Below are 12061 nucleotides of genomic sequence, written 5' to 3' on the forward strand. Positions count from 1 at the left end.
ACCTTGCCGGTGCCGGTGGCCCCTGAACTCTTTTAAGGATAGTGATGATATGAACAGTGATCGTTTTGGATTAAAACGCTTCGTCTTTTCCCGCTTTGCCGGGTCACTGTGCGATCAGTTCCTGCTGTTTGCCGTTCCGTTGGCGATTCTCAAAGCCACCGGATCTTTGACCTTTTCTTCGCTGGCCTTCGTCATCGAATGGCTGCCGCGCATTCTGTTTTTCCCGCTATCTGGTTTTCTGGCAGACCGAATCAAACCGCGCTTTATCTTCTTCAACGTAGAAGCAGGGCGTTCGGTACTGATGGTGGTGGCCTTCCTGACCCTGACTTTTCATCCCAGCGCCACGTTCCCGGTGCTGGCCGTCATGATGGCACTGCTGTCAGTCGCCTATGTGCTGAACTTTGTCGCCACTGAGGCGCTGTTGCCGCGCCATATTCCGGCCAGTACGCTGCCAAAAGCACATTCCATGCTGCAAGGTGTCGATCAGATCACGCAGGTGCTCGGCCCGGCACTGGCGGTGGCCATTTCGGTGTATGGCGGCGTCGGGGCAATTTTAGCCTGTGCAGCCGTGCTGTTTGCCATCTCGGCCATCAACTATTTGTTCCTCGAAACCCACGATCTGGTGGTTGCGGAGAAGATGAGCTTCCGCTCAATTGTTGAATCGAACCTGACGGCGATTCAGGTGCTGAAGCAGAATAAAATCCTGCTGCATCTGTGTGCGCTGACCTGGGTGGTGAATCTGGTCTACGGGGCGGCGCTGGTAGTGAGTGCGGCGGTGATCCTGAAAGAATTCCACCTGCCGGAAAGTTTTTTTGGTGTACTACAAACGTCCGCCGCGCTGGTCACTATTGTGACGTTTATCTTTGTGCCGCGCATTGCCAAACGCTTTGGTCTCTCAACGCTGGGAACATTGTCATTTTGCGGGATGATTTTGTCTGGCGCGCTGATGTCTTTGTCACTCGATTTCGCGATGTATCTGGTGGGTTATGCGGTACTGATGGCCTTCGACGGTGCATTCAGTGTTTACCTGCGCACCTTACGCAGCCAGATTATTCCACAAGAGCACCTGGGGAAAACGATGGGGCTGATTGGTCTGATGAATATGTGTTCTGTGCCGGTCAGTGGTCTGGCAGTGACGGCGCTGGCGGGCAGCTTCATGCCGCTGCAAATCATCGCCATTATTCTGGCTTTCGCGCTGGCATTAGGACTGGTGCTGATCGTCGTCGGTCGCCGCGCTTTTGGCTATCACAGCTGGTTACCGCCGGTGATTGCGCAGCCGCAGGTTTAAAACGAAATCACCCCTTACCCGTAAGGGGAAGGGGTGTATTTGCTAAAACAACACCCTCAGAAAGAGAAGCACGAACATCCCAGTGCACCCCAGAAGGCGTTGTCGTCTGAGACCGGGACATCGGATCTGCGGGCGATATCGTGGCTGTGTTTATGCACGCCGCAAGGGCCGACGCACTGGTGAGCCTGACGAACGAGCCCGACGCGTGCGGCACCTTGCGGGGGAGCGGAGCGGTAATGCCCTGGCACGGTGGTGACCGGCGACCAGTCCGGCAGAACCGGGATCGCGGGTGGTGAAAGCGGAGAGAATCCACCTGCGGCGTACACCACTTTCCCGTCTACCACCGTCATCACTGATTCAATGCCTTTTATGCGTTCTTCCTGCACGCTGAAGAAATCTTCTGAAAGCACGGCCAGATCCGCCAGTTGCCCGGCTTTGATTTGGCCTTTCTTGCCCTGTTCGCTGGAGAACCACGAGCTGCCCTGCGTCCAAAGCATCAGCGCGGTTTCGCGATCGATTCTGGCGTCGTCATCGTACATCGCCATTCCACCGACCGTGCGGCCGGAAACCAGCCAGTACAGCGCGGTCCATGGGTTGTAGCTTGCGACGCGGGTGGCATCGGTGCCCAGCCCGACCGGTAAACCGGCGGACAACATTTTCGCCACCGGTGGCGTGTGTTTAGTGGCTTCAAGTCCGTAGCGTTCAGCGAAATATTCCCCCTGGAATGCCATGCGGTGCTGTACCGCAATCCCGCCACCCAGCGCTTTGACGCGCTCAATATTCCGCTCGGTGATGGTTTCCGCATGATCGAAGAACCAGTGCAGGCCGTTGAACGGAATATCGCTGTTCACTTTTTCAAACACATCCAACATGCGGCTGATGGATTCGTCATACGTGGCGTGCAGGCGGAACGGCCAGCGGTGTTCGACCAAATGACGCACCACGCGCTCGAGTTCCACTTCCGTACCCGGCGGTAAATCCGGGCGCGGTTGCAGGAAATCTTCAAAATCCGCTGCCGAGAACACTAACATTTCGCCTGCGCCGTTATGACGGTAGAAATCTGTGCCCTGACCGGGTTTCAGCATGTCGGTCCACAGTTTGAAATCATCCAGCTCATGCTGGGGGCGCTGAGTAAACAGGTTGTAAGCGATACGCACGGTCAGCTGATTATTCTGATGAAGTTCATCAATGATCTGATAATCCTCAGGATAGTTCTGGAAGCCGCCGCCCGCATCGATGGCGCTGGTCAGCCCGAGACGGTTCAGTTCGCGCATAAACTGGCGTGTGGAATTCACCTGCTGTTCCAGCGGCAGTTTTGGCCCTTTTGCCAGCGTCGAGTACAAAATCATCGCGTTGGGTTTGGCAATCAGCATGCCCGTCGGGTTGCCGTTGCTGTCACGCTGAATTTCGCCGCCCGGCGGGTTTGGCGTGTCTTTGGTGTAGCCGACTACTTTCAGCGCGGCGCGGTTGAGCAGAGCGCGGTCATAGAGATGCAGAATGAAAACCGGCGTATCCGGCGCAGCCTGATTGATTTCATCCAGCGTGGGCATGCGGCGTTCGGCGAACTGAAATTCAGTCCAGCCGCCCACGACGCGAACCCACTGCGGGCCTGGCGTGCGCATGGCCTGATCTTTGAGCATCCGCAGCGCATCGGCCAGAGAAGGTACGCCTTCCCAGCGTAATTCCAGATTGTAATTCAGACCGCCGCGGATCAGGTGAAGGTGCGAGTCGTTAAGACCAGGAACCGCTGTGTGACCTTGCAAATCAACCACCTGCGTGCCCGCATCGGCGAACTGCATCACTTCATTTTCTGTGCCGACGGCAAGGAATTTACCGTCTTTGATCGCCACAGCGTTCGCCAGCGGTTTTTCGCGGTCAACGGTATGGAATTTACCGTTGGTTAAGATCAGGGAAGCAAAACGAGTCATTGGAAAAGCTCCTGTCATTGCGCGGTTGTGCGCGTCAGCCATGAATGGAAAACTCGGGTAATAATCGGCATCCAGAGGAATACCACCAGCGCAACGACGGACGCGTCATTGAGTAAATGGCCGCCCTCCGTGCCTTTGAGCTGCGGTAAAATGAGACCCCAAAACCAGGGAACGATGTGCGTTGAAGGGTAAATCACCAGCAGGGTCAGCAGATATTGCTTCCAGCGTGCCGGAGGACGAACCGTGGCGCTGGGCGGGGTGAACCAGAATTCAGCACCGGGGCGCACTTCCGTACTGTCGCTTTGTAAAAGCAGCGGGCTGACTTCATCCACCAGCTGCTTGCGCAGATCTGATTTGTGCCAGGCGTTGAGATTTTCCAGCGTGTCGAAGCGGACCAGAATGGTGTAGGCATCGCCGCTGCGGCTCGGACGGATAACGTTGACGCCCAGATGGCCCGGAAAGGTACTCGCCTGCGGCATGATTTTATTCAGCCAGGTTTCGTACTCTGCTTCACGGACAGGCGCAACTTTGTGCGTAATGACAAGCGTGACGTGCTGTTTGTGGGTCTGAGACTGGGACATTAACCACCTCACCTGTTGAAAATAAAATCATTTATCGAATCAATGAAATGATATTAGTTGGCGAGTGGAATCAATGATAGGTGAGAATTTTGGCCTTCTTGTTAAGTTTTTTTGTTACTCATTTTCCCCGACCACGCGCAGGCTGCGCTGCTTCATGACGCGGTGCAAATTCGATTCCAGCCAGTTCGCCAGCCCGGAAACCTGATCCTTCACCTCAATACCCAGCGGGGTCAGACTATACTCAACGTGCGGCGGCACGACCGGGAACGAACGGCGGTCAACAAAGCCATCTTCTTCTAACGACTGTAATGTTTGCGCCAGCATTTTCTCACTGACGCCCCCGACTTTGCGGCGCAGTTCGCTGAAGCGCAGCGTTTCATCGCTCAGGGCGAGCAAAATCAGTAAACCCCAGCGGCTGGTAATGTGCCGGAGGATTTCGCGGGAAGGGCAATTCGGGTCGAGCACTTCGCCCCGGCGGATCTGTTCTGTGAGAGGCAAACGCTCTGCCGGTATGTCGGAAGGAATTATTTTCATACTAACCTTTTGGTGCGTACTTACGAAAAGTTAGTATATCGCATAGGATGTTTTCAGAGCCAGCGTCTTTCGGGCCTCATGTTGAATAAAACACTTTTTGGAGAAACAAAATGATTGCAATTACCGGTGCTACCGGCCAGTTGGGCCGCCTCGTTATTGCCGCACTTTTGAAGAAAGTGCCAGCTAATCAGATTATTGCTGCTGTGCGCAGCCCGGAAAAAGCCAAAGATCTGGCTGATTTAGGTGTTGAAGTACGTCAGGCCGATTACAGCCAGCCTGCAACACTCGATTCCGCGTTTAACGGCGTTGAGAAACTGCTGCTGATTTCTTCCAGCGAAGTCGGTCAGCGAGAAGCACAACACAACGCGGTGATTGCCGCTGCGAAACGCGCAGGCGTTAAATTGCTGGCATACACCAGCCTGCTGCACGCGGACAAAAGCCCGCTGGGCCTGGGCGTGGAACACCGCGCGACGGAAAAAGCACTGAGCGAATCCGGCGTGCCTCACGTTCTGCTGCGCAACGGCTGGTATACGGAAAACTACGCGGCAAGCGTAGCGCCTGCACTGGCACACAATGCGTTTATCGGTGCCGTCGGCGAAGGGCGTATTGCTTCTGCCGCACGTCAGGATTATGCCGAAGCGGCCGCCGCAGTGCTGACCCTTGATAATCAGGCGGGTAAAGTTTACGAATTAGCCGGTGATGAGGCGTATACGCTGGCTGAATTCTCCGCAGAAATCGCGAAGCAGTCCGGTAAAAAAGTGGATTACGTCAATCTGCCGGAAGCGGAATTTGCAAAAGCACTGATCGGTGCCGGTTTGCCGGACTGGCTGGCGAATATGCTGGCAGATTCTGATACTGGCGCGGCGAAAGGCGGTCTGTTTGATGATTCCCATACATTGAGCAAACTGATTGGTCGCCCAACGACACCGGCAAAAGACGTGATTGCCGGGACGCTGAAATCACTCTGATTTATTAAATGTTGTTCACTATGTATTACTCAGCGGCCTGCAATTTTGCGGGCCGTTTTTATTTCTTCCTGATCCCGCCGTCTGTTAAGCGAATCCCCATCTGGTATTATCAGAAGGTCCGCATAAATACTCAGGTGAACCTATGACAGAAAATGAATTCAGACTACTGCTCGTCGATAATGGTTTTGACGAACCGGTGCTGGTCGAGCGGGAACCGCTTATCCGTCTTGAAAAACACGCTCACCCGTTCGAAGCCATGGCTTTTATCCTCAGCGGAGAAATCACTATCACCACCCAAAACGGGATCAGAACCTATTGCACCGGAGAGATTTTTCATCTTCAGCCCAATGAAATGCACGAGGAAGAGTTCGGCGATCAGGGCGTCCGCTACCTTTCGGGACGTAAAAGCCTGCAGTAAATTGCAGATAAAAGAATGCCCGTCAGGGGAAACGGGCATTGGAATGAGTTACAAGGGGAAAACCTTAAATCGTCTGTAGCAGGCTACAGATGAGCTCTATAATAATCATTTAATGTGAAGGTTGTGTGTAGGATGAATCTGTTTTCTGCTAAATGTGGCAACACATTTTCAACGTTCCCTCGCTATACAACCGATTAATTTCGCGGCAGAATACGCGCCCTTTTTGGCGAGAAAAACAGCGAGCGGAGAATTCTTCAGTGAAAATCAATGTCATTGGCACCAGCGGAAGCGGGAAATCAACACTGGCGCGCGGGATTTCTCAGAAGCTGAATATTCCGTATATCGAACTGGACGCATTGTTCTGGCGGCCGGACTGGCAGGGCACGCCGGATGAGGAGTTTTTCGTCCGCCTCGGCGAAAGGCTTTCCGCCAGTGAAGGCTGGGTGCTGGACGGCAATTATAAACGCACGCAGCCCGTGAAATGGCGGGAAATCGATCTGATTATCTGGGTGGATTACTCGTTCGGGCGGACGCTGTTTCAGGCGGTGAAACGTGCCGCTACACGCGCATGGCATCAGCAGGAACTTTGGCCAGGAACGGGAAATCGTGAGACGTTTCGCAAAAGCTTTTTCAGCCGGGATTCTATTATTTTGTGGACGCTGAAAACCTTCGCCAAAAACCGCCGCCAGTATCAGGCATTGCTAGAGGATCCTGACTGGCAGCATGTTCGTTTTGTGCGCTTACGTTCACCCCAGCAGACTCAGGTTTTTCTCCGTAATCTGACCCAGTTGTAACACCATCCACGGGCTGAATGCCCAAGGTGTTGCACGTACGCTGTTCAGCAAATCTTCCGGTTTTACCCACTGATAATCCATGACTTCCGTGTCGCGTGGCTCGGGAGTCTTACGGCAAAATGCGGAAAAAATCGGGCAGAATTCGTTCTCGACAATCCCGGAAGCATCCGTCGCGATGTACTGGAATTCCCCGATCAGCGAGGTGATTTTTTCAACCGATAAACCCAGTTCATACTGGCATCGACGGTAAACGGCTGCCTGCAATGATTCGCCGGGAAGCGGGTGCCCGCAGGCGGAGTTCGTCCAGACACCGGGCCACGCGATTTTGTTCAGGGAGCGGCGCGTGATCAGTAACTCACCGCGATCGTTGTGAATGTAGCAGGAAAAAGCCAGATGCAATGGCGTCTGAGCGTTGTGCACCAGCGCTTTATCCATGGTACCGGCCGGTTGATTTTTAACATCAAGCAACACGACTTCTTCAATCATAAAACTCTCCGTTACTCCTCCATCATCGTTTTCAACAGGCGAACCAAATGCTGTTGATCATCAGGAGAAAGTCTTGCCAAAAACTCGGTGTCTACCTGCTGGCCGAGCGGCTGGGTTTTGGCCAGAACCGCTTTTCCTTCCCCGGTCAGGGTAATAAAACGCCGGCGTTTATCTGCCGGATCCGCCTCACGGATTAACAAACCGCGTGACTCAAGTCGTGAAAGCATTTCCGCCAGCGTGGCCTTACTGCTGATGGCAACGTCGGTCAGCTGCACCTGTTCAATGCCCGGGTTTTCAGCAATTGAGCGCAATACCGCGTACTGAGGTTTGGTCAGATCCGGAATGCATTGCTGCCATCTCGCGGTGTGTTGCTGGAATACCTTACGCATTAAGTGAAAGGCTTCCTGTCTCAATTGTGTGCTCATCATCGTTCCCGGCTTTCTTATGGTTTCATCCTATCTTAGCAATCTATGGATCTCGAATGCGACAGACCATTGCGGGGATTTGAAAATGAGTATAAGGTAAAAATAGTTCGTATACGAACAATATATTCAAAAAGGCTAACGTGAGTGAGGGTGGCATGAGACTGATTGTGGGAATGACCGGTGCGACGGGCGCACCTTTGGGCGTCACGCTGCTGAAAGCACTGCGGGAAATCGACGGAGTAGAAACGCACCTGGTGATGTCGAAATGGGCGAAAGCCACCATTGAGCTGGAAACGCCTTATACCGCACGGGACGTCGCTGAAATGGCTGATTTCACGCACAATTCTGCCGATCAGGCTGCCACGATTTCCTCCGGTTCATTCAAAACCGACGGCATGATTATTATTCCGTGCAGCATGAAAACGCTTGCCGGGATCCGCGCCGGTTATGCTGAAGGGTTGGTCGGCCGTGCAGCGGATGTCGTACTGAAAGAAAACCGCAAGCTGGTGTTGGTTCCGCGTGAAACACCGCTCAGCACCATTCACCTCGAAAACCTGCTCGCGCTGTCGCAAATGGGCGCGGCGATCGTGCCGCCGATGCCAGCCTATTATAACCATCCCGAGACAATTCAGGATGTTACCGACCATATCGTGACCCGCGTACTCGACCAGTTTGGCCTTGAATATCACCGTGCAAAACGCTGGGCCGGGTTATCGCCAAAAAGTGACATCGTCACGTTATAGCATTCAATTTCTAAATTCTAAACACGTAGTAATCCTTCAACCGAAACAGGAGAGTCGAGATGGCTTTTGATGATCTGCGCAGCTTTATGAGCGCACTGGATGAAAACGGACAACTGCTGAAAATCACCGAACAGGTGAAAGCAGAGCCCGATCTGGCCGCGGCGGCTAACGCCACCGGTCGTATCGGCGAAGGCGCACCCGCCCTGTATTTTGACAATGTGGAAGGGTTTACCGACGCCCGTATCGCTCTGAATACGCTCGGTTCCTGGCAAAACCATGCGATTGCGATGGGGCTGCCGCCCACTACATCGACCAACGAACAGATTGCCGAATACATCCGCCGCTGGGATACCTTCCCGGTGAAACCGGAGCGCCGCGATAATCCGCCGTGGGCGCAAAATACCGTCGATGGCGAAGACATTAACCTGTTCGACATCCTGCCGCTTTTCCGCCTGAATGACGGCGACGGCGGTTTCTATCTCGACAAAGCCTGCGTCGTTTCCCGCGACCCGACTGACCCGGACAGTTTTGACAAACAAAACGTCGGTATTTACCGGATGGAAGTGAAGGGCAAACGCAAGCTCGGGCTACAGCCGGTGCCGATGCACGACATCGCGCTGCATCTGCATAAAGCCGAAGAGCGCGGCGAAGATTTACCGATTGTTATCACGCTGGGCAACGACCCGATCATCACGCTGATGGGCGCAACGCCGCTAAAATACGACCAGTCAGAGTATGAAATGGCCGGTGCGCTGCGTCAGGCACCGTATCCGATCGCTACCGCGCCGCTGACCGGTTTTGACGTGCCGTGGGGTTCAGAGGTGATCCTCGAAGGCGTTATCGAAGGCCGCAAACGTGAAATCGAAGGGCCGTTCGGGGAATTCACCGGGCACTATTCCGGTGGCCGCAACATGACCGTTGTGCGCATTGATAAAGTGTCGTACCGAACCAAACCGGTATTCGAATCCTTGTATCTCGGGATGCCGTGGACAGAAATCGATTACCTGATGGGTCCGGCGACCTGCGTGCCGCTGTATCAGCAACTCAAAGCCGAATTCCCGGAAGTTCAGGCCGTTAACGCCATGTACACGCACGGGCTGCTGGCGATTATCTCTACCAAAAAACGCTATGGCGGCTTTGCGCGCGCGGTCGGTTTACGCGCCATGACCACGCCGCACGGGCTGGGCTACGTGAAAATGGTGATTATGGTGGATGAGGACGTCGATCCGTTCAACCTGCCGCAGGTGATGTGGGCCCTTTCCGCGAAAGTAAATCCAGCGGGCGATCTGGTTCAGTTGCCGAACATGTCTGTACTGGAGCTGGATCCGGGGTCTTCTCCGGCGGGGATCACCGACAAGCTGATCATCGATGCCACCACGCCGGTCGCGCCGGATAACCGTGGGCATTACAGCCAGCCGGTACGTGATTTACCGGAAACCAAAGACTGGGTTGTGAAGCTGAATTCTCTGCTGGCGGGCCGTCAGGCCTGAGCATTAACTGACTGAGTGAAGGAGTGATTATGATTTGTCCACGTTGTGCCGGCGAGCATATCGAGCTGATGGCGGTATCGCCGGTGAAAGGGGTCTGGACGGTACATCAGTGCCAGCATTGTTTATACACCTGGCGGTCAACGGAGCCGTTGCGGCGCACCAGCCGGGAGCATTATCCGGAGGCGTTCCGGATGACGCAGGCGGATATAGATAATGCACCGATGGTGCCGTCGGTGCCGCCGCTTTTAGGGGAATAGTATTGGGTTGCCACCCAAAACTTCAAGAACTTGGGCTTGCCGCCCAAACTGGCCCAAAGGGCGCGTTAACGCTCGCGCCCTCTGTACACCCGCGCTTTTTAACGGCGCGCTGCCGCTCGCTGGCTATGTTCCAGAAATTCCGGTTAGTGCCGCAAAATCCCGCCGCTGCGCGGTACCCTTCGTTCGGGTTACAAACCTCGCAAAAACACGCTCGGTTTTCCACCACTCCTGCGGCGTGATTTTTGAAAGCGGCCAAAGGCTATGTCGTTCGGAAGATTCATGCAGGTTGATTTTGAATTGACTCCTTCCCCTCTCACGAGAAGAAGGGCGGGATGGGGTGTTGGTTGTAGCGACTCAATTGTCTGCCCCTTTTGCAAGAGAAGGAGCAAACCAATCCACTGTTATATTGGGGAACAGCCCCCGGCCACTGAGCGATCACCGCAATTGAAAAACCGAAACTTACACCAAGCTGGCGCTTCAAGCTGTTTGGGGGCAACCCAAGGTTTTGCCCTCAAGATCTCGATTTTTGACGCCGCTGTTACACGGCTATTTGAAGTATTTCGCTACATTAACGCGATTTATAGATTTTAAATAAAATTATACCGATATAAATAGATTTTTATTCCGGACTGACGTTCTCAATTCGCCACGCAAACGAACTGTGGCGCGTACGGGCTGCTGATCACATAAGCGCTGTCACGGATATTTCTCACTCCGATATTTATCGATCTGCTGTCACCGCTGTTTTCAAGCCACAGCTGATTGAAGTCGGCATCCGGCGTGGTGTCCAGCGGTGACGGTGTCACTTTTTCAATGGTGAAGTGATAGGTTTTACTGTCGACCCTGACGCCGTGAGTCAGATAGACCGTGCGCTCCAGATAGGTATTTTTCGACGGGGATTTCACATTGCCTTCGTACTGCACAATACCTTTATCCTTCCCGTAAAACTGAAGGTTTTCATTGAGTGAAAAAATTAATTCTCCTCGTTCGAGATCCATACTCCATCTGGCAAAGCCTTTACAGTTAAGCGAAGGCACAGAATTACGCGGGAAGAGTAACGCCAAAATTAAGGCGATGATGACTACAGCCAGCAGTAATAGAGAAAAACGCAGAGGTTTCAGGTATCTCATGGTTTGATCCATTTATAATGATAAAAATTATCACAGGAGATAATTTCTCTGTTCTTCCCCAGGACGCATAGAGACAGTAATGTTCGGCGGGTGTCCAGATTGGACACTGTCACCTCTCGGTTATAAATAATCACATTGTCTTTGTGACATTGAAGGCCATTTTTCTTCATAATATTAGCTACTTCCTGCATAGCATCCTTTTGACGCCGTTCAGAAATGTCCTTTAGAAAAATCACTTCACAACCGCTTTCCTTGTGAGTAACCACTGTTTTCTCATCATGTTCATCCTGATATTCCCAAAGCCAGAAAGCAGCAGCGCACAATACGATCAGCGCCCCCAAAATGACCGGCAGGATTTTCTTTTTTGGCGCAGCCGTGACAACCGGCGTTTCAGGAGCCTGGGGCTGAGAAGGCGGAAGTGGCGTCGGGGGCACCGGCGCGCTTTCTTGCTGCGTTGTCTCCGCTACCGGCATCACGCTGATGCTGGTATTCAGCCTGAAGCCGACTTTTGGCAGCGTCACAATCAGCTCATGGCAGTCGAGCATCGCCAGATTGCGGCGCAGGATGCTGACGTACTGGTTAAGATTATTGCCTGATGCCTGCAAACCGTGGCGATCCCACACGGTTTCCAGTAAGTAATCACGGGTCAGGTCACGCCCGTCCGACAACAGAAACTCTTCCAGAAGGCGCGACGCCGGCAGAGTGAGTTTTATAATATCTTTGCTGGCGGGATAAAAGAGCGACCCGTCGTCTGAGTTGAATTCTATTTTATTATCAATAAGATATTTCATCTGACCCTGTTAGATATCCATGAAGTCGTTCAAGTGGTCTTCTGAGAAAAGGTGTCTCAGATTAAGAGTATACAAATTAAAATCTTATATTCGTACTTCGGGAAAATATCGTTAAATTTTCTCTCCTTCTTGCTGTTGTCCATTATTTATGTGTGGGTAATTTTGTTGCCGTAGATAATTAATTATCCGGTAAATTCTGCTGAATGAAAAATAAAAACCTATATATTC

The 12061-nt window shown here is 52.9% G+C and carries 14 protein-coding genes; 7 read left to right on the top strand and 7 right to left on the bottom strand.

From position 1 onward, the window contains the following. Positions 1-49 precede the first annotated feature (49 nt). Positions 50-1288: an MFS transporter gene (locus tag ACLBVC_RS04025; RefSeq protein ID WP_410148266.1), complete on the top strand. Its 1239-nt coding sequence runs from the start codon at positions 50-52 to the stop codon at positions 1286-1288. A 56-nt stretch (positions 1289-1344) separates the two neighbouring features. On the opposite strand, the gene ACLBVC_RS04030 is transcribed toward ACLBVC_RS04025, so the two are convergent. From ACLBVC_RS04030 to ACLBVC_RS04040, 3 genes are all read right to left on the bottom strand, one after another. After that, entirely contained in the window at positions 1345-3216 is a 1872-nt protein-coding gene (locus ACLBVC_RS04030; protein ID WP_410148268.1) for an amidohydrolase, read from the bottom strand. 14 nt (positions 3217-3230) lie between these two features. Further along, positions 3231-3797 (bottom strand): antibiotic biosynthesis monooxygenase, encoded by a 567-nt coding sequence (locus ACLBVC_RS04035; protein ID WP_410148269.1) that lies wholly within the window; start codon positions 3795-3797, stop codon positions 3231-3233. Between the two features lie 114 nt (positions 3798-3911). Continuing rightward, positions 3912-4331 carry a winged helix-turn-helix transcriptional regulator gene (locus ACLBVC_RS04040; protein WP_410148271.1) on the bottom strand — a complete coding sequence of 140 codons (420 nt, stop codon included), beginning with the start codon at positions 4329-4331 and terminating at the stop codon, positions 3912-3914. Between the two features lie 110 nt (positions 4332-4441). On the opposite strand from ACLBVC_RS04040, the gene ACLBVC_RS04045 reads away from it, so the two are divergent. The 3 genes from ACLBVC_RS04045 to ACLBVC_RS04055 all read left to right on the top strand — a co-directional run bounded on the left by ACLBVC_RS04045 (position 4442) and on the right by ACLBVC_RS04055 (position 6511). Further along, positions 4442-5299 carry an SDR family oxidoreductase gene (locus ACLBVC_RS04045; protein WP_410148273.1) on the top strand — a complete coding sequence of 286 codons (858 nt, stop codon included), beginning with the start codon at positions 4442-4444 and terminating at the stop codon, positions 5297-5299. Positions 5300-5441: 142 nt separating this feature from the next. Next, the gene (locus ACLBVC_RS04050; RefSeq protein WP_410148274.1) at positions 5442-5717 is read left to right on the top strand and encodes a cupin domain-containing protein; all 276 of its coding nucleotides are present in this window, start codon (positions 5442-5444) and stop codon (positions 5715-5717) included. A 257-nt stretch (positions 5718-5974) separates the two neighbouring features. After that, positions 5975-6511 (top strand): P-loop NTPase family protein, encoded by a 537-nt coding sequence (locus ACLBVC_RS04055; RefSeq protein WP_410148276.1) that lies wholly within the window; start codon positions 5975-5977, stop codon positions 6509-6511. Here the strand turns inward: ACLBVC_RS04055 and idi are convergent. Both idi and ACLBVC_RS04065 read right to left on the bottom strand, forming a co-directional pair. Next, positions 6464-6997 carry an isopentenyl-diphosphate Delta-isomerase gene (gene idi / locus ACLBVC_RS04060; protein ID WP_410148277.1) on the bottom strand — a complete coding sequence of 178 codons (534 nt, stop codon included), beginning with the start codon at positions 6995-6997 and terminating at the stop codon, positions 6464-6466. The two genes, ACLBVC_RS04055 and idi, sit on opposite strands and share 48 nt — an antisense overlap. An 11-nt stretch (positions 6998-7008) precedes the next feature. Further along, positions 7009-7422 carry a MarR family winged helix-turn-helix transcriptional regulator gene (locus ACLBVC_RS04065; RefSeq protein WP_410148279.1) on the bottom strand — a complete coding sequence of 138 codons (414 nt, stop codon included), beginning with the start codon at positions 7420-7422 and terminating at the stop codon, positions 7009-7011. A gap of 155 nt (positions 7423-7577) precedes the next feature. Here ACLBVC_RS04065 and ACLBVC_RS04070 point away from each other — a divergent pair, with 155 nt between their 5' ends. The 3 genes from ACLBVC_RS04070 to ACLBVC_RS04080 are packed head-to-tail and all read left to right on the top strand — an operon-like array spanning position 7578 to position 9912. After that, positions 7578-8165 carry a non-oxidative hydroxyarylic acid decarboxylases subunit B gene (locus ACLBVC_RS04070; protein ID WP_410148280.1) on the top strand — a complete coding sequence of 196 codons (588 nt, stop codon included), beginning with the start codon at positions 7578-7580 and terminating at the stop codon, positions 8163-8165. Between the two features lie 59 nt (positions 8166-8224). Then, positions 8225-9655 (top strand): non-oxidative hydroxyarylic acid decarboxylases subunit C, encoded by a 1431-nt coding sequence (locus ACLBVC_RS04075; protein WP_410148281.1) that lies wholly within the window; start codon positions 8225-8227, stop codon positions 9653-9655. A 29-nt stretch (positions 9656-9684) separates the two neighbouring features. Then, entirely contained in the window at positions 9685-9912 is a 228-nt protein-coding gene (locus ACLBVC_RS04080; RefSeq protein ID WP_410148283.1) for a non-oxidative hydroxyarylic acid decarboxylases subunit D, read from the top strand. A gap of 638 nt (positions 9913-10550) precedes the next feature. Here the strand turns inward: ACLBVC_RS04080 and ACLBVC_RS04085 are convergent. Further along, entirely contained in the window at positions 10551-11042 is a 492-nt protein-coding gene (locus ACLBVC_RS04085; protein WP_410148285.1) for a FidL-like protein, read from the bottom strand. Next, positions 11039-11833: a winged helix-turn-helix domain-containing protein gene (locus ACLBVC_RS04090; protein ID WP_410148286.1), complete on the bottom strand. Its 795-nt coding sequence runs from the start codon at positions 11831-11833 to the stop codon at positions 11039-11041. Before ACLBVC_RS04090 ends, ACLBVC_RS04085 begins: the two co-directional genes overlap by 4 nt. Positions 11834-12061: the final 228 nt, after the last annotated feature.

The organism is Rahnella selenatireducens (genome assembly GCF_046449555.1).
Classification (GTDB): Bacteria; Pseudomonadota; Gammaproteobacteria; order Enterobacterales; family Enterobacteriaceae; genus Rahnella; species Rahnella selenatireducens.

Bases quoted from the DNA above. Each gene is read 5' to 3' on its own strand.
- ACLBVC_RS04045 (WP_410148273.1), top strand. From the start codon at position 4,442: ATGATTGCAATTACCGGTGCTACCGGCCAGTTGGGCCGCCTCGTTATT.
- ACLBVC_RS04030 (WP_410148268.1), bottom strand. From the start codon at position 3,216: ATGACTCGTTTTGCTTCCCTGATCTTAACCAACGGTAAATTCCATACC.
- ACLBVC_RS04040 (WP_410148271.1), bottom strand. From the start codon at position 4,331: ATGAAAATAATTCCTTCCGACATACCGGCAGAGCGTTTGCCTCTCACA.
- ACLBVC_RS04090 (WP_410148286.1), bottom strand. From the start codon at position 11,833: ATGAAATATCTTATTGATAATAAAATAGAATTCAACTCAGACGACGGG.
- ACLBVC_RS04065 (WP_410148279.1), bottom strand. From the start codon at position 7,422: ATGAGCACACAATTGAGACAGGAAGCCTTTCACTTAATGCGTAAGGTA.
- ACLBVC_RS04025 (WP_410148266.1), top strand. From the start codon at position 50: ATGAACAGTGATCGTTTTGGATTAAAACGCTTCGTCTTTTCCCGCTTT.
- ACLBVC_RS04050 (WP_410148274.1), top strand. From the start codon at position 5,442: ATGACAGAAAATGAATTCAGACTACTGCTCGTCGATAATGGTTTTGAC.
- idi (WP_410148277.1), bottom strand. From the start codon at position 6,997: ATGATTGAAGAAGTCGTGTTGCTTGATGTTAAAAATCAACCGGCCGGT.
- ACLBVC_RS04075 (WP_410148281.1), top strand. From the start codon at position 8,225: ATGGCTTTTGATGATCTGCGCAGCTTTATGAGCGCACTGGATGAAAAC.
- ACLBVC_RS04035 (WP_410148269.1), bottom strand. From the start codon at position 3,797: ATGTCCCAGTCTCAGACCCACAAACAGCACGTCACGCTTGTCATTACG.
- ACLBVC_RS04080 (WP_410148283.1), top strand. From the start codon at position 9,685: ATGATTTGTCCACGTTGTGCCGGCGAGCATATCGAGCTGATGGCGGTA.
- ACLBVC_RS04085 (WP_410148285.1), bottom strand. From the start codon at position 11,042: ATGAGATACCTGAAACCTCTGCGTTTTTCTCTATTACTGCTGGCTGTA.
- ACLBVC_RS04070 (WP_410148280.1), top strand. From the start codon at position 7,578: ATGAGACTGATTGTGGGAATGACCGGTGCGACGGGCGCACCTTTGGGC.